This window comes from Acinetobacter sp. N1-1 (assembly GCF_056711485.1).
On the sequence record NZ_JBWXUO010000012.1, the window covers coordinates 2,271,807 to 2,292,076 of the forward strand.

Genomic DNA, 20,270 nt, shown 5'->3' on the forward strand with positions numbered 1-20,270 from the left:
AATTCCTGTTTATTAAAACTTAAATGTCAAACTTGCAACTACATTTCTTCCCGGAAGTGTCGCTCTATCAATTAGACTTGCACTTGTTAAGGTACCAACACTTGCATAATCCCAATATTTCTTATCAAAGATATTATTTAGAGAAACATTCACTGTCATAAATTCACTTGTTTTCCAGTATGCGGATAAGTCATGTACAACATACCCCGGAACACGTGTATAGTTTTGAGTTGCTCCTGCAATATTTGCAACACTCACATCTTTTGAAGCTGTTTTACTACCAACGGCTGTCGTTGTAAATCCAAGACCATAGCGTTGATCAGGGGCATCATATGAAAATGTTAAACTTGCTTTTTCAGGCTGAACCGAGTTTATGCTACTTTTTTGTCCAGTTGTGTTTGTGGCATTTCCTTTTGTTTTACCTGCAACCAATGCAAGACTCAAACCCTCTGCATGTGATAAAAATTGTGCTAAATCAACACGTGTAGAGATTTCCCCACCCCATATATTGGCATTTGCCATATTTTGTAGTTGATAAGTCATACTACTATCCCCAGAAATAGGGGTACTTAGCATTCGGTAATCTATAAAATTATGATATTTAGTATAGAATCCAGTAAGATCAACCTTAATACCATCTATTGGCGTCGTTTTTAAACCAATTTCAAAAGCATCACTTGTTTCTTTTTTCAACTGACTGTTACCAATAATTGAATACCCACGACCTGGGTCATATGCACCTGACATTTCAGCAGCCGTAGGAATACGATTTCCTCTATTATATTTTACATAGCTATAATAATTTGGTGAAAACTCATAGCTAATTGCTAAATTAGGTGCAAAATATGCATTATTTTTATTAGAAATTTGATTCTGTTTTGCAGTTGATGTTAGAACTTGGCTGGCATTTTGAGGCTTAAATTGTTCAAACTGGTAACGTAATCCAGGAGTCACCACAAGAGAGTTACCTAAAACTTCCCATTGCATGGCATCAGAGATATAAGCAGCATATTTATCTGTCTTCGACTTCACCATTCTATTTTGAATAGTTACACTACCATCGGCATTAAGTTGTTGCCATGGACGATCACTATTTTGCTGGCTAAAATTAAGCCCATAATTAAAGTGATGTAAATTTAATTGTTTTTTTGCACCTAAATTAATACCAAAATTATCTTCAGTATAATTATTAAGAATTGTACGATTACCGCTTCCTGCCCTACCCGCATAAAATGCGTGTGTCGTATTATTACTTTGTGTTGTTTGGTAGAACAAATTCGTCTTTAGCTCATCAAATAAACTTATATTTTCAGTTTTTAATGTATGATCTAAGCTATAACGTATTCGTTGTGCATCTACATCTTGTGTTGCCCCATTAGGATAAAGACTACTCAATAAGTCAGAGCTAATATAACGGTCTGTTTGCTTTTCATAAAAATCAAATGTTGCTTCAAGCGATTGATAATCTGAAATATTCCATAATAGCTTGGCTAAAACAGCATTAGATTTCCAAGTTACAGGATTAGTGGGTAATTTTCCCTCTCCTTCTGTTGCATGTCCATCTCTATGAGAATAAATCGCCAATCCTTTTAGTGTATCGTTTCCAATCGCTGTTGCTACAGAACTAAACCATGCATCATCTGCAGAGCTATAGCCACCTTTCACTTCTCCCGCAAATTTCTTTCCATTCTTTAAATAGTCCTGAGGTGACTTTGTCTTAAAAGCGACTCTACCTCCTATACCATCGCTAGTTACATTAGTCGTTCCAGATTGAATAATCACTTGGCTAAATAATTCAGGATCAATAAAGTCTCGCCCTGAACTAAAGCTATTTCCTTTACCGCTGTCAGGTTCTGGAGCTGCATCAGAAAGTGCTACTCCATCTACATCTAAGGCAATTCGATTACCCTCAATACCACGAATATTATAACTGCTTGTCCCTGATCCATCCCAAGCATTTCCTGAACCAACGGCTGTTTGTGGTGCACTCACCAATGGCTGATATTTAATAATACCCGCCATATCCATCACTCCCATACGCTCTAAGTTTTGCTCACTAATGACACTTAATGATTCAGGAGTTTTTTGATTTTGCTCAGCATATACTGTAATCACAGGTAGTTTTACACCACTTTCCTGAGCATTTACTGATAGTGAAATACCCGCTAGAACCAATGCTATACAGCAATTTAAGTAATTAGGTTTCATCGCTCTTACAGATAATTTAGACATTTAAAACTCGACTACTTATTAATTAATTGATAATCATTTACATTAATAACACAAAGAAATTTGCTTATTAAAATCAAAAGGCACTATATCTTTATGTAAATAATTTTTATTTGAGAATAATAATCAATAGCAATATTATTTTCTAGTTTGATCTTCGTTTTTTATACTTTTTCTTGCCAGAGATGCATAAAAAAGCTCCCATAAGGGAGCTTTTTTATATTACCAAATATCGCTTTTTACTTTTTTCTTTAATTCAGGATGATCATCTAATTTAAAGACAGGATCTTTAATGCCTGATTTTTGTTGTTTACGATAGTCTTTGAGCAATGCCATTACAAATGGCATTAGTAGCAAAATAGCTGCTAAATTCAAGGTAGCCATAATACCCATAGACAAGTCAGCCATAGCCCATACAAGCGGAACACTCGTAATTGCACCGAAATAAACCATACATAATACTAATATGCGGAAGATTAACATGACTTTGCGATTATTCTTGATAAACTGCATATTTCCTTCTGCATAAGCATAGTTACCCAAAATAGCAGAATAACAGAACAGAAATAATAAGAAAGCGAGTAAATCACCGCCCCAAGAACCTAACTGACTTTCCAAAGCACGCTGTGTAAGCTGTACACCAATAAAACCTTTTTCCGTATAAACACCAGAGATTAAAATAATCATTGCTGTACTTGTACATACAATAAATGTATCTACAAAAACGCCCAACATTTGCACAAGACCTTGGTTTACTGGATGTGGAACATCTGATGCCGCTGCTGCATTTGGTGCAGACCCCATACCTGCCTCATTAGAAAACAGACCACGTTTCACACCTTGCATCAATGCCATTGATACCATGCTACCAAAGAAACCACCAGCTGCTGCATCAAATTGAAATGCTTTTGTAAAAATCAAACCAAATAAATGAGGGAGTTGCTCATAATTGATAATCGCAATATAAAAAGCAACACCTAAGTATAAGCCTGCTTTTAATGGAACAAACAACTCAGCAAAACGTGCAATACGGTTAATACCACCAAATATGGCAATACCTATAAGGAATACTAGCGCAAGACCTACCCAAGAAATTGGAAAGCTAGAACTGCCTAAAGGAATTGAAATATTATATTTATCCCATCCCCAAGCATGAGAAGAAGCGTCAATCATTGCATTTGCTTGTACAGAGTTAAATACAAAGCCATAAGCAAGAATCATTGCCAATGCGAAAACAATACCAAATGACTTACTTTTTAAACCATTAGTAATATAGTAAGCAGGGCCACCACGGAAACGTTTATTTTTTGGATCACGTATTTTAAATAACTGTGCAAGTGTAGATTCAACGAATGCAGAGCTCATTCCAACAAGTGCAGTTACCCACATCCAGAAAATTGCACCTGGACCACCGATTGCAATCGCTATTGCAACACCACCAATATTTCCAACACCTACACGACTTGCTAACCCTGTTACAAATGCTTGGAATGGGGTCAGACCATGTCTTTTTCCGCCTTCGTTTTCATTGCGGCTGCCTTTCATTACCCGAATACTTTCTAAAAACATTCGGATTTGTACACCACCTGTTGCGATTGTATAAATAATCCCCACAGATAGTAGGAAAATAATTAAGAAGTCCCAAAGTGGATCATTTAAGTGGTTGATCCAACCCATGAGTAAATCATTTAATTCCTGATTCATTCAGACATCCGTCCTTATATAAACGTGGCTATCGAAAATATTCATACCTAAGGTGGCACACTAAAGTAATGCTCACATTCATTAATGATGATCTTTAGTGCCATTTTTTGTAGTGCATTTAACCTAGCAAAAACTCAACAAACGTAGAACTGTACTCGATAAAATATGTTATAGATCTACTCGCTATCAGAAAGTATTCATCAAACATTTAGCCAAAATTTGAAAAGCCTGTTTTTAAACTTCTTTTGTACCAAAATCTACGGTCAAAAAATATTATTGATATATATAAATATATAACAATAGTTACGAAATTTAAAAACACCTTAAACGTAAAAAACACGCAATTATACGCATACAAATCTTCAAACAAAATTTTTTTCTTAACTTGATCATGCTTTCTAGTAATTGGCAAGTACTTTAAATCACAAAAAACCTTAAATTCATTTTCATTAAAAAATATATAAAACATAATAGTTCAAATTAAAAATACATATAAAACAAAGACTTTAATAAAAACAAAGGACTTTTTTAGAAAAAAAACATATCAACATATAGATGACAAATATTGAAACAATTTTTAATAATTAAAGTTCTTCATAAGCGTAAATTTATCTTCAATTGTCGATTAGACTAGACAAAAGATGATGTAACAATGAAATAATTGAGAGAGAAATGAGCAAAGTAGAATACATTGACGAAGTAATAACTTCTAGACACTCTGTAAGAGCTTTTTTACCCCATAAAGAAGTATCCAAAGCTTTAATTCATGAAATTTTAGAAGTATCTTCACGCGCACCATCAGGTACAAATACACAACCATGGAAGGTATATGTTGTCACAAAAGCAAAACGAGATGAGATTATAAAACGGGTTTGTCAAGCTCAAGAAGAGATACTAAAAGACCCAACATTAAAAGATAGATATAAAGAAACTTTTTCTTACTATCCTGAAAAATGGATTTCTCCATACATAGACAGAAGACGTGAAAATGGTTGGGGACTTTATGGTTTATTAAACATTCAACGTGGTGAAAAAGAAAAAATGGCTGCACAACAATTAAGAAACTTTAAGTTTTTTGATGCGCCTGTAGGTATATTTATTACAGTAAATAAAATAATGGGGGTTGGTGCAAAAATGGATATTGCAATGATGATACAAAATATAATGCTTAGTGCTAAAGCAAGAGGATTGGATACCTGCCCTCAAGCAGCATGGAACCACTTTAACACTATTGTTCTTGATGCTTTAAATGCACATGATGATGAAGAACTCGTCTGCACTGTTGCGCTTGGTTATGCCGACCCAAATGCAATTGTAAATACGTTTCATACTCCACGTGAGCATGTAGAAAACTTTACAACATTCTTAACTGAATAACAATTTTCGAATATTATTTAAAGCAATTTCCAAAGAATTTTTAACTTTTTTTTCAGCTATACTATTCATGCTATTTAACATCTAAAAGAAGTTTTTATTAGGAATTACGTCATTGAACATTGGGCTAAAGCGTCTTCAGCAAATTAAATATCGTACTTCTTTAATTTATAACATTCGCATGGCAATTGCCTTTATTGGTACTGCCTTTATCCCATACTTTTTAAATTTCCAAATCGCAACGATTCCTCTTACTTTAGGTGTTGTCGCAGCAGGCCTAAGCGATATCGATGATCGCTTTACTATTCGTATCATGAATCAAGCCTATACATACTTAGGCTTCTTTATTGCAGCAAGTGCTATTCAGCTTCTATTTCCATATCCTGTAATATTTGCAATTAGCCTTTTATTTGCATGTATTGGCTGGGTACTGCTTGGATCACTTGGACGCCGTTATGCAACTATTTCCTATGGTTGCCTTGTCGTTTCTGTATACAGCATGTTGGGTGTACACCTATTTGGTGCTTGGTATATTCAACCATTACTCCTAGTCATTGGTGCAATTTGGTACGGTATACTTTCTACAATTAGCTATCTTTTATTTCCAATTCGTCCCGTACAAGAAAAACTAGCTTTAAGTTATTCATCTTTAGGAAATTTTCTTTTTTCTAAAGCAAACTTATTTGATGTAGATATGACTGAAAAGAGCTACAAACAAAGCTTGATTGATCTTTCTATGGAAAATAGTAAGCTCATTCAACTTTTTAATGAAATGAAAATTTCATTGCTCACACGCTTAAAAGGAGATCGAGGTAGAAAAAGTACACGGCGAAGTCTGCAATATTATTTTGTTGCACAAGACATTCATGAACGTGCAGATTCATCTCATATCGATTATCAAATTCTAGTAGAACATTTTAAACATAGTGATATTATCTTTCGTTTTCAACGTATTCTTTCTCTGCAAGGAAAAGCATGCAAAGACCTAAGCGACAGCATACGCCACCGTACAAAATACGAGCATAATATTCGTTTTAAACAAGCTTTTGACAATCTAAACCTATCTTTAAAAAGACTTAGAAAAAGCTACCCAAGCGACCCACTTTGGATAAATGCACTCTACTCTCTTTATAAAAATTTAAAATCTATTGATAGTCAACTTAAAAACCTAGAAACAGAACAAGCAATTACACTAGAAAGTGAGCAACAAGAAAGCCTTTTAAAAGATGATGACCTAAAAGGGTTCTCAGATATAATTTTACGTATTAAACAAAATTTCACGCCTGAATCTGTACTGTTTAGACATGCAATTCGTGTTTCCATAGTTCTTTTCATTTCATATATTTTTATCCAAACAACACATATTACCTATGGTTTTTGGGTACTCCTTACAGCACTTTTTGTTAGTCAACCAAACTTTAATGCCACTAAACGACGCCTAAAGCTACGAATTTTAGGAACAATTATCGGTGTTTTGGTTGGTTTCTGTATTTTATTCTTTGTACCTTCTACTGAAGGACAACTTCTTTTACTTATTATTAGTGGAATTTTATTCTTTGAGCTTCGTAGTAAGCAATATGCTCAAGCAACTGCTTTTATTACGATCTTAGCACTCATTAACTTCAATTTAGATGGTGGTTTAGGGTATACCGCAGCCTTCCCGCGCATATTAGATACCATTATTGGATGTTTCTTTGCATGGTTAGGGGTCATGTTTATATTTCCTGATTGGAAGTTTCGCAGACTTCCTAGAAATATTAAAAAAGCATTTAAAGCCCAATGCGACTATTTAAATGAAGTTGTTAAACAATACCATCATGGTAAAAATAACAGCTTAGATTATAGATTTATACGAAGAACAGCACACAATAGTGATGCTGAACTCGCTTCAGTAATATCGACTCTTGCCACTGAGCCTTTCTATAACATCAGTAAAAAAACACAGTCTTTTGATCTATTATGCTTAAACCATACTCTACTCAGTTATATTGCAGCACTTGGCGCACATCGTGAAAAAATAGAAGATTCAGATATACTCAAACTACTTGATCAAGCTGTGAGCGATATTACAGGCGTACTACTTTATGACGAAATGCCTGATCTGACTGTCACGAATGTCTTACAAACCATTAGAGAACGACTTTCACAAGATAATACAAATGATCAACTCTCAATTATCATTTTACAGCAATTATCGCTGATGTTTGGTATTCTAGGACAGCTTAGAACACTTAAACAAAGTTTAAGTTACGAACATGATGATACTAGTGCATTTGCATCTCTTTAAAAGATGCTCACTCATGTACATGATTAATGGTACACTTTTTAAAGTTTAATATCTGTAAAGATCCACTATGACAGCTAAAAATTTATATGCATACACTTTACAACCAGTAAGTTATGAAGTGTCTGAAGCAGAACAACGAAATGCTCAACTCACCATTTGGCGTAGCACAAATAAAATTGGCTTAAAAGCTTGGGCAATTATGGGTATTGTCGTTTTGCTTTCGATTTTAGGTATTGTTTTAATAAAAAACTATTCAACAATTTTTTGTTGGGTTGCGCTCGCCTGCGTTGCAATTTATCTTCTTGTTCGTAAATACGGACTTGAATGGTATGTAAAACGCAAAATGAATGAAATGCCTACACAAGAAATTAAAGGCATTCGATTAGGCGTTCAACCTACTGGTATTGTGATGCGCCAAAAAGTTGGCCTACAAGAAGGTGTAGGTTCTGTAGGTTGGAAAGATATGTATGAATGGTACGATACACCTGAGTTTCTACTCGTTAACTTTAAGTTAAAAGGTCAGCAAGGGGCTTATATTTTACCAAAACGTATGGATAGCAAAAACTTTGCCTTTTCAACAATTCGTAAACACTTAAAAGAGTCTGTTGGCGAAGCAAAAAATATTTAGTTTCCAATAATCAAACTCCTTTTCTTAAGGAGTTTTTTTAAATAAAAAATAAATGATAATTAATACTATATGTAAAACAATAGCATTAGTGTGGCTTTATTCGCTATAATCCTAACTATACACCTACTATCTACCTATTCATCGTCAGTATTTTCTTATGCTCAAAAAGGTCCTATTCCAACTTCATTGGTTCTGCGGGATTACAGCAGGTCTTGTTTTATCTATTATCGGTATTACTGGTGCTATTTACTCTTATGACCAACAAATTCTAACTTGGCTAAATCAAAAAAGTTATGTTGTTCAAGTGGAAAATACTCCTAAACTTACACCAGACCAAATCTACCAAAGGGTTACACAGCAAAATCCAAAAATTCAAATTAATAGCATTACAATAATGCAAGAAGCCAATGCCTCTTCTATTTTAAATATTAAAAAAGCTGATGCACGTAGAGGGTTAGATATTATGGTGAACCCTTATACTGCTGAGATTCTACCTGCTATTAAAGGTAAAGACTTCTTTCAGTTTATCTTAAATTTACATCGTTCTCTTACATTAGAGAAACCATTTGGGACTCAAATTACTGGTGCATGTGCACTCATGCTTATTTATTTTGTTCTTAGTGGTATCTACCTACGTTGGCCTAAAAAGCACTCACTCAAACAATGGTTATTTGTAAAACCAAAATTAAGAGGGCGAAATTTTCTTTGGGATCTACATTCCGTAGTTGGTACATGGGTCATTATATTTTATCTTGTTTTTGCAATGACAGGCTTATTCTGGTCTTATGATTGGTGGCGTGATGGCATGTTTAAAGTGATGAGAGTCGATAGACCACAACCTATGAGAATGGTGAATGACAAAAAAACAAAAGACGATGAAAAACTTTCTAACTTACAAATTAGCCAAGCATTACAAGAAACATGGACTGGCTTTAATAAAGATTATAAATATGGTTTTTCTAGCTTAACACTTACAATACCTAAAAAAGAAAACGGGCAAGTAGAGCTTAGTTTCTTTGATACTACGCCTCAACATGAAAGAGCTAGAAATAGTGCCATATATGATTATCAATCAAAAACATTAGAATCTATAAAAAGATATGACGATAAGCCTCTAAATGAGAAAATTATGTCAAGCATGCTTCCTGTACATAGAGGAAGTTTCTTTGGCCCAGTATGGCATTTTTTAGCAATGCTTGCTTCACTTGCAATGCCATTATTCTTTATTACAGGTATTTTACTCTACTTAAAAAGACGGAAACAGAAAAATTTAACAAAACAAGCAAGACAAATTATCCCTTCTGAGATAGTTAAATCTGATGTTTCAACATGGCTAATCGTCTATGCGTCACAAACAGGCACAGCAGAACAACTTGCTTGGGAAACATCTTCAAGCTTGCAAGAGCAAAAAGAATCCGTTGTCGTAAAATCTATTCATAAAATCTCACAGGAAGACCTAACACAGCACAAACGTATCTTATTTATTGTAAGTACATATGGTACAGGTGAAGCTCCTGATTTAGCAACAAGCTTTGTAAAAAAGATTATGCCTACTCCATTTGATTTATCAGATACTCAGTATGCTGTATTGGCTTTAGGCTCTAAAGAATATGCAGATACCTATTGCCAGTTTGGTCGTGAAATTGATGCTTGGCTTTCATATAAGAAAGCAAACCCTCTATTTCCAATGATTGAAGTAGATGATGCGAATACACTAGATATTTCCTCTTGGTATCAAGCATTAGCTAAAGTAACTGAACTGAACTTAAAAACTGTAAAAATGCTTGATGCTTTTGATGAGTGTACCCTAGTTAATCGTAAACATCTTAATGTAGGAAGTTTAGGTGCGCCTATTTATGTTTTAGAAATTAATACACCTAAAACAATTGATTGGCAAGCCGGTGATATTGCCGAAATCCAACCAATGAACACTAAGCAAAGAATTCAAGACTTTATGATAAAACATAATATAGACCTGAATAGTACTAGTGTTTATAAAGCGCTTAGAAACAAAAATCTAGAGCATGCCATTACTTTACAAGATGCTAAAATTGATACCTTAGAAAAACAATTACCGGCGCTTCCACATCGTGAATACTCTATCGCAAGCATTCCTAAACAAAACAAATTAGAGCTTGTTGTCCGCCTTAAAATTTCAGAAAAAGGAGATATTGGTTTAGGTTCAGGCTGGCTCTGTAAACATATAGCCATTGGAGATATAATTAATTTACGTATTAGACGAAATGAGAGCTTTCACTTAGCTGATAATAGTAATCCTATTATTCTCATTGGAAATGGTACTGGAGTTGCGGGATTAATGAGCTTACTCCAAGAGCGTAAATCTTATGGATATAAAAATAATTGGTTAATCTTTGGTGAAAGACAGCGTGAAAAAGACTTTATTTATAAAACTGAGCTTGAGTCTCTTTTAGAACAGGGTTTTCTTACTCATTTAGATCTTGCCTTTTCTAGAGATTCTGAAAATAGTTACTATGTTCAACATGAATTACAGAAAAACTCACAGAGAGTAATTGATTGGGTTGCTAATGATGCTAGCATTTATATATGCGGTAGTATAAATACCATGGCATATGATGTAGAACAAACTTTAATTAATATTTTAGGCGAGTCCAAACTAGATGAGCTCAGAGAAACAGATCGTTATCGTAGAGATGTTTACTAACGAAATTTAATTACCTAAAAAGTCGAGTAATATTGCTCGACTTTTTTAATTGCACTTTCTTTAAAGGTATAAAGGTATAAAGGTATAAAGGTATAAAGGTATAAAGGTATAAAGGTATAAAGGTATAAAGGTATAAAGGTATAAAGGTATAAAGGTATAAAGGTATAAAGGTATAAAGGTATAAAGGTATAAAGGTATAAAGGTATAAAGGTATAAAGGTATAAAGGTATATTAAAAACGATATGGATATGAAATTGAAATATATTTTTTATAATTATGGTGGGCGCTGACGGGATCGAACCGCCGACATTCTGCTTGTAAGGCAGACGCTCTACCAACTGAGCTAAGCGCCCTTTTCGTCTAAAAAGACTAAAGGTTATAAGTCTAAATGGCGCAGCGGACGGGACTCGAACCCGCGACCCTCGGCGTGACAGGCCGATATTCTAACCAACTGAACTACCGCTGCATAATCTAATAAGAGGACTTATTCTCTTATAAGTTATGGTGGGCGCTGACGGGATCGAACCGCCGACATTCTGCTTGTAAGGCAGACGCTCTACCAACTGAGCTAAGCGCCCTTTTCGTCTAAAAAGACTAAAGGTTATAAGTCTAAATGGCGCAGCGGACGGGACTCGAACCCGCGACCCTCGGCGTGACAGGCCGATATTCTAACCAACTGAACTACCGCTGCATAATCTAATAAGAGGACTTATTCTCTTATAAGTTATGGTGGGCGCTGACGGGATCGAACCGCCGACATTCTGCTTGTAAGGCAGACGCTCTACCAACTGAGCTAAGCGCCCAAGCTTTATCTGTAAATGGCGCAGCGGACGGGACTCGAACCCGCGACCCTCGGCGTGACAGGCCGATATTCTAACCAACTGAACTACCGCTGCACTTACAGGAAAACTTGCGATAAACAAAAACTTAAATGGCGCAGCGGACGGGACTCGAACCCGCGACCCTCGGCGTGACAGGCCGATATTCTAACCAACTGAACTACCGCTGCACTTAAGATTCAACGTAAGAGTGGTGGGCGCTGACGGGATCGAACCGCCGACATTCTGCTTGTAAGGCAGACGCTCTACCAACTGAGCTAAGCGCCCTCTAACGTGTTTATCGTTTGTGAGGTGCATTATAGAGAATCTATTCTAAGAGTCAAACGCTTTTCTTATTCTTTACCATTTTTTTTGCTTAAGTGATTAAAAAATAAGTCATAGTTGATTATCTATACAATATTATTTGTTTTTTCGCCATTTTCAGAGATATATACCAATGAATTTTCATCTACAAGATTAAATAATTCTATTAAGTCATCGTTATGCATGCGAATACATCCATGTGAAAGAGGTATTCCCATTGGATTATTGTCAGGTGTCCCATGTATATAAATATAGCGATTATATGTATCGACCCCCTCTCCTAAGTTAAAGCCAGACTCTAGCCCTTTTAACCATAGAATTCGGGTTAATATCCAATCTCGATTAGGATGTTTCTCTGCATATTCTAAAGAATAAACTTCTCCAGTCAGTTTCCTTCCTACAAAAACACTATTCTTTTCTACGTCACAACCAATTTTTTCTGCAATGACATGCCATCCTCTTGGTGTTTTCCCACTATTTTCAGCTTCACCAATGCCATTTAGTGCAGTTGAAACAGAAAATATTTTTCCTAGCTTAGGAAGAGTTAATAACTGTTTTTTTAAATCAATAAAAATATCAATTTCTTTTTGATTATATTGCATACCTATCCCTATATTATCTTTTGGTTCAGGCCTTAAACAGAGCCATATTGCAACGATGAGTATTATAATATCGGTGAAAATTTTCACCCATACTGGTGCTGATGTGAAAATCATAATAATGCCACTACATAGCATCATTGAACATGCCATCCATTTCACCTTTCTAGCGACACTTCCTGTTGCTCGCCAGTTTCTTAGTGACCGACCATATTTAGGATGATTCATTAGCCATTCATCAACTTGCGGCCATCCTTTTGAAGCTGCCCATGCTGCCAATATAAGAAAAACTGTAGTGGGCATACCAGGTAAAATAGCCCCTATTACACCTAATAATATAAAAAATACGACCAATATGCGCCAAAATAATATTTTCATGACAAGATGAATCCTTTTATGCTTTCATGATCTATCTATACTTAAAATCAAGCTCATCCTTAAAATCATGCTTAATTTTACAAGACAACATCACCTTTTCGAGCCTTGGCGATCATATCATCACCCCGCAGTTCGACAACTTGCTTTTTGTATAGCAAGTCCAAATACGATTCAAAGCATCCCCCCTGAAATGACACTATCAAATCATTTTATGCTACATAGCGATCAGGAGTGGTTAGACTTATTTTTTAGATACCAACCGCGACTAAATGAGTTAGAGACTAATCCACAACCGTTAATTGAATTTTTAGCTCAGCTTAAAAGTACACGTTTGGGTTTACGTTTTGAAATGTTTTTATGGTTTTGGCTATTAGATGAAGAATTCCATCATTTTAAACTTTTAGGTCATAGCATACAAAAAATTGAAGGACCTTTTACACTCGGTGAACTCGACTTTTTAATATTAAACAAAAAGACTCAAGCAGTTGAACACTGGGAAGTTGCTTTAAAATATTATCTAGCTGAAGATCAATATCAACTTAATCAATGGTTCGGGCTGAATAGAAGTGATCGATTAGAAAAGAAACTTTCTTATTTTACAAATAGACAATTTCAGTTTAACCATGCACTGAATTATAAAATTGACCATAAATTTGCAGTATTAAAAGGACAACTCTTCATTCCTGCCTCTATAAGTGGGACAAACTTATCTACACTACCCCACTGGGTTAATCAGAATAGAAGAATAGGTTTTTGGGGAAGTGCGGTGTTACCGCAGTTTTATAGGCTTGAACGGCATGAATGGATTACTCATTATTTAAACCCTATATCTCATTCAAGGTCTAAATGGTGGCGTAATGGTTTATACCGCCATATAGATAAAGAAATATTTTATATGTTTCGCTCTTCCCCCTTCATAACAATATAGCGGGTTACATTTTAACCACAATTGAGTTATAAAAAATGAACATTACTTTGTTTTGTATTTCGCTATGCTTACATTGAAAGTTAACTAAAATAAATGACATACCTTGGAGAAAATCATGAAAAAAGTTATTTTTGCCTCAATTGCAGTTACTCTTATTTTAACAGGCTGTAATACATTTCGTGGGGTTGGACAAGATGTTTCAAGCGCAGGACATGCTGTAACAAATACTGCAACAAAAGCTCAATCTCAAATGAAATAATTTAATATAAAGAGCAAAAGAAGCCTTACTCATAAAGTAGGGCTTTTTTATTTTGCCATTGCCTCTTTTAAATTCTTCTTTATTATAATAAGTTAACTATTTTTTATACTTTATTGATTCTTTTATGCAGTCTTCAGCAACACTCGATTTGAGCTTAGAACTTTTAAAACAACCTTCGGTTACACCAGATGACCATACTTGCCAAGATATTATTTCCCAAAGACTTTCTCAAGTTGGTTTTAAAATAGAGAAAATGAAGTTTGAAGAAGTAGATAATATTTGGGCACGTCGTGGCTCACAAGGACCTGTCTTCTGTTTTGCGGGCCACACAGATGTTGTACCAACGGGTAGCCTAGACGCATGGGATTCTGCACCTTTTGCACCTGAAATTCGCGATAATAAGCTCTACGGGCGTGGTAGTGCAGATATGAAAACTGCAATTGCTGCTATGATTGTTGCAACTGAACGATTTGTAAAAAAATATCCAAATCACAATGGTTCAATTGCTTATCTCATTACATCAGATGAGGAAGGCCCTGCAAAAAATGGAACAGTAAAAGTCATTGAGACATTAGAAGCTCGTAATGAAAAAATGCAATGGTGCTTAGTTGGAGAACCTTCAAGCACAACTAAATTAGGTGATATTGTAAAAAATGGTCGTCGTGGGTCATTAAATGCAAAAATTATTGTACAAGGTAAGCAAGGGCACGTTGCCTATCCTCATCTTGCAAAAAACCCAATCCATTTAGCAGCAACTGCAATTGAAACTTTATGCTCGACCACTTGGGATGAAGGAAATGAATATTTTCCTGCAACATCATTTCAAATTTCAAACATTCATGCAGGAACTGGTGCAACAAATGTTATTCCCAATACATTAGAGATCACATGCAACTTCCGATTTTCTACAGAAGTTACGGCAGATGAGTTAAAAGCACGTGTTATTGATATCTTAGAAAAGAACCAATTAGACTACGATATTACTTGGAATCTATCAGGACTACCTTTTATTACACCTGTAGGCGATTTGGTAAAAGCAACTCAAACAGCTATTCAGAAAGTTTGTGGTTATGAAACCGAGCTTTCAACCAGTGGTGGCACATCTGATGGACGATTTATCGCACCAACAGGTGCACAAGTAATAGAACTTGGTGTATTAAATGCAACTATTCATCAAGTAAATGAACATGTAAATGTTGCCGATCTTGAACCATTATCCGAAATTTATGAGGAAATCTTAGTTCAACTATTAACATAAAAAAAAGGGCTTAAAGCCCTTTTTTAATCTTGAATTATAGTTTCGTAAATATCATCTAGATTAGGAATTTGACAAAGTTCCTCTCGAATACTGACGTATTGGAAAATCCCAGAGTTTTCTTTAACTTCCTGATCGACATCTACAACTTCAGAAATACGTAAACGTACAGCTTCAGGCATTTCATCACACAAAAGAGCAAAACGTCGACTTGGCATTTCACCCTCAATGATTAAAGCAGTCACTTCATCTAAATCGGGTTGATGTACAGCATACACTGGTAGCTCCAAATCATGCCATTTCATTACTTTTTTACCTGTCAGATGTACCTGTACAGATAGAACTAAGTTTTGTGGAATTAAAATGTCAGGTTGCTCATGGCATTGAATTTTAAAAACGTCTACAAAACCAGTTGAAACAGCTATTAGATCACTTAGTCCTTGCGCAGATGCAATATTCAAGTCACTGTGCATATTTGATCTATTACTCATTTTTTACCCCTAGATTCTTTCAAAGCAACATCCATCTGCTCAAGCAACGCATCCTCTTGGAAAGGTTTACCCATATAATAATTCACTCCTAGACTTAACGCACGCTCACGGTGTTTCTCGCCAGTTCTAGATGTGATCATAATGATAGGAAGATCTTTGTGAATTGCATGATGGCGTACTTGGTTTGCAACCTCAAAACCATCCATTCGTGGCATTTCAATATCAAGTAACATAATATCAGGACGAATGTTTTCTAACTTTTCAACTGCATCAACACCATCTTTAGCTGTCACAATTTCATAACCTTGGCGCTCTAATAAGCGTGAAGTTACTTTTCTCACAGTTACCGAGTCATCGACAATCATCGCTAAATGTCGAATATCTGTATTTTGATGCTGTACATTTGCAGCTGTAAGATTAAGGCGACGTTGGCTATTTTGTACTGTACGCGCTATCGTTTGACCATCCAAAATTAAACAGACTTTACCATCACCTAAAATTGTTGCACCACTTAGAATTTCAATATCTTTCAAGTGACTATTCAGTGGTTTCACTACAATTTCAACACGAGAGCCAATTAATTGATCTACAAGTAGTGCAATAGACTGATTGTTATGATCTTTAATAATTAAGACAGGTAGTGTCTCTGTTGTATTTAAATTAGGTTCTTTAGCATACCCTAAAAAGTCTGAAATATAGCGTAGACGGTATCTACTACCTTCAATCCGACAAAACTCAGAACTACTCGAGAAGTATCTCTGTAACACCTGAGGGTCAACTCGTACAATACGCTCAATCTGAGACAATGGTAATGCAAATTGCTGTTCACCTGCTTTGACCATAAGTGCATCGGTCACTGCAACAATGGTTGGAATACGAAGCGAGAACTTTGTTCCCTCATTAGCAACCGAAACTACAGAAATACTTCCCCCCATAGCTCGAATATCACTTCTTACAACATCTAACCCTACACCACGTCCAGAAACTTGTGTTACTTCCCTTGCCGTAGAAAAACCTGAGTGGAAAATATACTGCAATACATCTTCATCTGTCACATTATCAGACTCTGAAATTAAACCTAAAGATTTTGCTTTACGTCTAACACGAGCAACATCAATACCTTTACCATCATCTGTAATATCAATGAGAATATCTGTACCCTGACGTGATAACGATATTTTAAGATTACCCTCACTGGTTTTACCACTTTGACGGCGCTCTCTTACACTTTCAATACCATGATCAATTGCATTACGGATCATATGCTCCAATGGAGCAACTAGCTTATCTAAAATACTTCTATCAATTTCCAAACGCGGATTAATAATTTCAAAATTAACCGATCTATTTACAGTCATTGAAGTTTGTCTAACCAAACGCTGTAAACGCGATTCAATCAATGAGAACTTAACCAATTTTACTCGTGTTAACTGATCCTGAACATCTGTTTGAATACGTGCTTGCTCTAATAAAAGAGACTCTGAATCTCGCACCTTATCAGCCAAAGTTGCCTTAAAGTCGAGTAAATCAGAAGCTGATTCGGCAAGAGATTTAGATAATTGGTTCAGTGATGAGTACTGATCCATTTCAAGCGGATCAAACTCCTCATATTGAGTACCTTCAATACTATGTCTTGCTAAAATTTGCGTTTCAAGCTCACCTTCCATTCGGCGTAACTGATCCGACAGACGTTTAATTGCAAGCTCCATTTCCGAAAGTGTGGAGGTGAATTGGTTTAAGCCCATCTCTACACGTGAGCGGTTAATTGAACTTTCCGCAGTAAGGTTCGATACTTTTTCAACCAATGTAGATGATACACGAATCATCTCATTAGATTGAGATTGCTCTGAACTATCAGCCCATTGCCCCATCATTGATGGCGGTTCTGTACCATCTCCGACAGCATATTGCAAACCAATAAAGGACTCATCAATATTATCTGCACTATCAACATTAAACTGCAAATATTTTAGATCATTGATAACTTTATCAACTTCTTCTTTAGCTGGCTTTTCTCCAGTAAGAATACGCTCTATCGTCGCAAAGTTAGTTAAAATTAAACCATCATAAATATCTGTTTTAACCTGATATAAAGCAAATTTTTCAAATGTATCAACAAGCAGCTCTGATAATTCAAAAACAGTCCCTTTCTCAATTGCTTTTGCATCATCATATAAAATATGTGCAACACGCTGAAGTGCAAGCAATAAGCTTCGATTCTGACGTTCCTCACACCACACATCAAATGCTTTAGTTAAGTTATTAAGCTGACCAAGGGCATGTGCTTTAAACTCTGATGTAACATTTTTGTATAAATCAATTACATCATCAGAAGCAAGCTCTTCATTTATCGCCTTTTCAATAGCTATTTCTGATTCTTTAGCACTAACACTTTCAAACTCAGTATCATAAACATAGGTACCATTTTTCAAGCCAGTAATAACACTAACAGTATGTGCAGATGAATAATCTATCTTTGAATGACGAATAAAATCAATTCTCTCTGCAAATTGATCTTGAACAAGTCGAATAATATTCAACATTGATTCATTCGCTGTAAGCTTTTGATAAATTAGACTTTCATAAACCGATTCTAAATGATGAGCTATCAAGCCAAAGTTTTCAGCTTGAATCATATTTGCACTACCCTTTAAAGTATGCAAATAACGCATCAAATTCTTTAATACATCAATATTTTCAAAGTTACTTTGGAATGTAGACAAATCAGCTTCAATTTGTTCAACCAGTTCTTCTGCCTCATCTAAGAAAATATCGATGAGTTCAGAATCATCTAATACATTTGGTGCAGTATCAGATATAGTTTGCTTATCCAAACTTAACTTTTGAACTGATTGATGTATTATATTTTCATCTTTAATAGATGATGCTATTTTAGACTTATCTTCAAAATATTCAGATTGACTATATAAATGATTTATTTCTTTAAGTGCTTCTTTTAGCTCACTTTTCTTATGCAAAAGAATCTGGGTACTTTGTCCAGATGCCATATAATCAAAGTATACAATTAAGCTATCATGAAAATCATCTAAAAGTGGCGATACTTTTTTTAATAAATCATAGTCAGTAAAGGCAATCGTCAGTAAAAGAACATAGCCCTCTCTCAGCGTAATAAGATAATCTTCTGTATCAAAAAGATGTTTTGTTTTTGCCCATTGAATAAGTATGTCACTTTCATCAACTAGGCTAGTGAGATAGTCTTCAGCTGAGTCCCAAACGATTTGTGTAAAGTCGTTACTTAAATCTAGTAAGTTGTCAATTCCCAAACCAACAATTTCATTAATTAAAGGCTTTTTATCATCAACAACTTTAATATACTGAGAATATTGTTCCCAAGTTAGCTTGAATTTCTCTAAACAAGTCTCTCTTAAAGACACATTATTATTTTTCAGGCCATCTAAATAATGACTCAAAAACTCAGCGAACTGTTTCAACAGGTCTAGACTAAGATGTAACTCACCTGTTTCTTGTAGCTCTTGATTTAATGACAATTCAACATTTGCACTTGTTTCACACAAAGGTTCAATCTGAGCCATACCAGAACTACCCTTTAAGGTATGTATGCTACGGATTAAAGATACCGTTTGCTTTTCAGTATGAACTGATTCATTAAGATAGGCTCTAATTGTTGCAAGATGCTCATATGCTTCATCTAAATAAATCACAAGCGTTTCTGGGGATATACTTATCCCATTTACATAAAGCCTTTCTACATTAACCATATTATTGCTATCAGCAATAGAAGCTACAACTGTAGAAGACTCCGTAGGTTCAGATTCTTGATCATTATTTTGCGTATCGTTAAGATATAATACTTGCAGTGTAGGATCTATTTCCTTCTTATCTTTAAGCTGTTTTCCAATAAACAGTAAAGGACGAATATCAACCTTGTCTAATGCTTCATATTTTTCAATATGGGGATAGACCTCAGTCATATAGAAACTGAAACATTGAATACAATATTGTTGGATTTCTGACGTAATTCTAGCAGTATCATTAAGAATACTATTAAATAGATCTTCTACACACCAAGCAAGCTCGCCTGCCTGATTTGCTCCCACCATTCTACCCGAACCTTTTAAGGTATGAAAATGACGGCGTATTGTTTTTATGGTTTCAATATCATGTAGATCTTCCTGCCAAGTTATAAACAGGCTTTTAAGCTCTACAATGATTTCTGCAGCTTCTTCAATAAAAATATCGATTATTTCTGCATCTTGATCTAAATAGCTATCTATTGGTACAGGAACATCAGCTATTAGCTTTTGCACTAATTCGTTCATCGCTCGCTCAAA

Annotated in this window: 12 protein-coding genes, 8 tRNA genes and 1 pseudogene; 7 read left to right on the top strand and 14 right to left on the bottom strand. The window is 35.2% G+C overall.

The features are described from left to right. Positions 1-12 precede the first annotated feature (12 nt). Both AC1MPL_RS11315 and AC1MPL_RS11320 read right to left on the bottom strand, forming a co-directional pair. Positions 13-2,232, bottom strand: coding sequence for a TonB-dependent hemoglobin/transferrin/lactoferrin family receptor (locus tag AC1MPL_RS11315; RefSeq protein WP_479766047.1), 2,220 nt, complete (start codon positions 2,230-2,232; stop codon positions 13-15). Positions 2,233-2,451: 219 nt separating this feature from the next. After that, positions 2,452-3,933, bottom strand: coding sequence for an alanine/glycine:cation symporter family protein (locus tag AC1MPL_RS11320; protein ID WP_479766049.1), 1,482 nt, complete (start codon positions 3,931-3,933; stop codon positions 2,452-2,454). Positions 3,934-4,605: 672 nt separating this feature from the next. On the opposite strand from AC1MPL_RS11320, the gene AC1MPL_RS11325 reads away from it, so the two are divergent. The 4 genes from AC1MPL_RS11325 to AC1MPL_RS11340 all read left to right on the top strand — a co-directional run bounded on the left by AC1MPL_RS11325 (position 4,606) and on the right by AC1MPL_RS11340 (position 10,905). Continuing rightward, on the top strand, positions 4,606-5,310 hold the full coding sequence (locus AC1MPL_RS11325) for a nitroreductase (RefSeq protein ID WP_479766050.1): 705 nt from the start codon (positions 4,606-4,608) through the stop codon (positions 5,308-5,310). Positions 5,311-5,422: 112 nt separating this feature from the next. Next, positions 5,423-7,594: a YccS family putative transporter gene (yccS, locus tag AC1MPL_RS11330; RefSeq protein WP_479766051.1), complete on the top strand. Its 2,172-nt coding sequence runs from the start codon at positions 5,423-5,425 to the stop codon at positions 7,592-7,594. Positions 7,595-7,661: 67 nt separating this feature from the next. Further along, the gene (locus AC1MPL_RS11335; protein ID WP_479766053.1) at positions 7,662-8,222 is read left to right on the top strand and encodes a hypothetical protein; all 561 of its coding nucleotides are present in this window, start codon (positions 7,662-7,664) and stop codon (positions 8,220-8,222) included. A 157-nt stretch (positions 8,223-8,379) separates the two neighbouring features. Continuing rightward, complete coding sequence (locus tag AC1MPL_RS11340) at positions 8,380-10,905, top strand: PepSY domain-containing protein (protein ID WP_479766055.1); 2,526 nt, start codon at positions 8,380-8,382, stop codon at positions 10,903-10,905. A gap of 277 nt (positions 10,906-11,182) precedes the next feature. Here the strand turns inward: AC1MPL_RS11340 and AC1MPL_RS11345 are convergent. From AC1MPL_RS11345 to AC1MPL_RS11390, 10 genes and pseudogenes are all read right to left on the bottom strand, one after another. Beyond that, positions 11,183-11,258 (bottom strand) — tRNA-Val (locus AC1MPL_RS11345). Between the two features lie 36 nt (positions 11,259-11,294). Continuing rightward, positions 11,295-11,371, bottom strand: a tRNA-Asp gene (locus AC1MPL_RS11350). Positions 11,372-11,407: 36 nt separating this feature from the next. Beyond that, a tRNA-Val gene (locus AC1MPL_RS11355) sits at positions 11,408-11,483 on the bottom strand. A 36-nt stretch (positions 11,484-11,519) separates the two neighbouring features. Further along, positions 11,520-11,596: transfer RNA gene (locus AC1MPL_RS11360), tRNA-Asp, on the bottom strand. Positions 11,597-11,632: 36 nt separating this feature from the next. Beyond that, positions 11,633-11,708: transfer RNA gene (locus AC1MPL_RS11365), tRNA-Val, on the bottom strand. 16 nt (positions 11,709-11,724) lie between these two features. Beyond that, positions 11,725-11,801, bottom strand: a tRNA-Asp gene (locus AC1MPL_RS11370). A gap of 36 nt (positions 11,802-11,837) precedes the next feature. Then, positions 11,838-11,914, bottom strand: a tRNA-Asp gene (locus AC1MPL_RS11375). A 21-nt stretch (positions 11,915-11,935) separates the two neighbouring features. After that, positions 11,936-12,011, bottom strand: a tRNA-Val gene (locus AC1MPL_RS11380). Between the two features lie 122 nt (positions 12,012-12,133). Next, positions 12,134-12,649 (bottom strand): L,D-transpeptidase family protein, encoded by a 516-nt coding sequence (locus tag AC1MPL_RS11385; protein ID WP_479766232.1) that lies wholly within the window; start codon positions 12,647-12,649, stop codon positions 12,134-12,136. A 36-nt stretch (positions 12,650-12,685) separates the two neighbouring features. Beyond that, positions 12,686-13,024, bottom strand: a pseudogene (locus tag AC1MPL_RS11390) (YbaN family protein); the annotation flags it as partial. Positions 13,025-13,091: 67 nt separating this feature from the next. Between AC1MPL_RS11390 and AC1MPL_RS11395 the strand changes: the two are divergent. The 3 genes from AC1MPL_RS11395 (at position 13,092) to dapE (ending at position 15,469) form a co-directional block, all read left to right on the top strand. Beyond that, positions 13,092-13,952 (top strand): DUF1853 family protein, encoded by an 861-nt coding sequence (locus AC1MPL_RS11395; RefSeq protein ID WP_479766057.1) that lies wholly within the window; start codon positions 13,092-13,094, stop codon positions 13,950-13,952. A 112-nt stretch (positions 13,953-14,064) separates the two neighbouring features. Next, a complete protein-coding gene (locus AC1MPL_RS11400; protein WP_479766233.1) occupies positions 14,065-14,211 on the top strand; it encodes an entericidin A/B family lipoprotein in 147 nt (48 codons plus the stop codon). Between the two features lie 124 nt (positions 14,212-14,335). Continuing rightward, positions 14,336-15,469: a succinyl-diaminopimelate desuccinylase gene (dapE, locus tag AC1MPL_RS11405; protein WP_479766059.1), complete on the top strand. Its 1,134-nt coding sequence runs from the start codon at positions 14,336-14,338 to the stop codon at positions 15,467-15,469. A gap of 23 nt (positions 15,470-15,492) precedes the next feature. On the opposite strand, the gene AC1MPL_RS11410 is transcribed toward dapE, so the two are convergent. Further along, a complete protein-coding gene (locus tag AC1MPL_RS11410; protein ID WP_479766061.1) occupies positions 15,493-15,957 on the bottom strand; it encodes a hypothetical protein in 465 nt (154 codons plus the stop codon). Continuing rightward, positions 15,954-20,258 carry a hybrid sensor histidine kinase/response regulator gene (locus AC1MPL_RS11415; RefSeq protein WP_479766063.1) on the bottom strand — a complete coding sequence of 1,435 codons (4,305 nt, stop codon included), beginning with the start codon at positions 20,256-20,258 and terminating at the stop codon, positions 15,954-15,956. Before AC1MPL_RS11415 ends, AC1MPL_RS11410 begins: the two co-directional genes overlap by 4 nt. Between the last annotated feature and the right edge of the window lie 12 nt (positions 20,259-20,270).

Bases quoted from the DNA above. Each gene is read 5' to 3' on its own strand.
- AC1MPL_RS11315 (WP_479766047.1), bottom strand. From the start codon at position 2,232: ATGTCTAAATTATCTGTAAGAGCGATGAAACCTAATTACTTAAATTGC.
- AC1MPL_RS11320 (WP_479766049.1), bottom strand. From the start codon at position 3,933: ATGAATCAGGAATTAAATGATTTACTCATGGGTTGGATCAACCACTTA.
- AC1MPL_RS11325 (WP_479766050.1), top strand. From the start codon at position 4,606: ATGAGCAAAGTAGAATACATTGACGAAGTAATAACTTCTAGACACTCT.
- AC1MPL_RS11335 (WP_479766053.1), top strand. From the start codon at position 7,662: ATGACAGCTAAAAATTTATATGCATACACTTTACAACCAGTAAGTTAT.
- AC1MPL_RS11340 (WP_479766055.1), top strand. From the start codon at position 8,380: ATGCTCAAAAAGGTCCTATTCCAACTTCATTGGTTCTGCGGGATTACA.
- AC1MPL_RS11385 (WP_479766232.1), bottom strand. From the start codon at position 12,649: ATGCAATATAATCAAAAAGAAATTGATATTTTTATTGATTTAAAAAAA.
- AC1MPL_RS11395 (WP_479766057.1), top strand. From the start codon at position 13,092: ATGCTTAATTTTACAAGACAACATCACCTTTTCGAGCCTTGGCGATCA.
- dapE (WP_479766059.1), top strand. From the start codon at position 14,336: ATGCAGTCTTCAGCAACACTCGATTTGAGCTTAGAACTTTTAAAACAA.
- AC1MPL_RS11410 (WP_479766061.1), bottom strand. From the start codon at position 15,957: ATGAGTAATAGATCAAATATGCACAGTGACTTGAATATTGCATCTGCG.
- AC1MPL_RS11415 (WP_479766063.1), bottom strand. From the start codon at position 20,258: ATGAACGAATTAGTGCAAAAGCTAATAGCTGATGTTCCTGTACCAATA.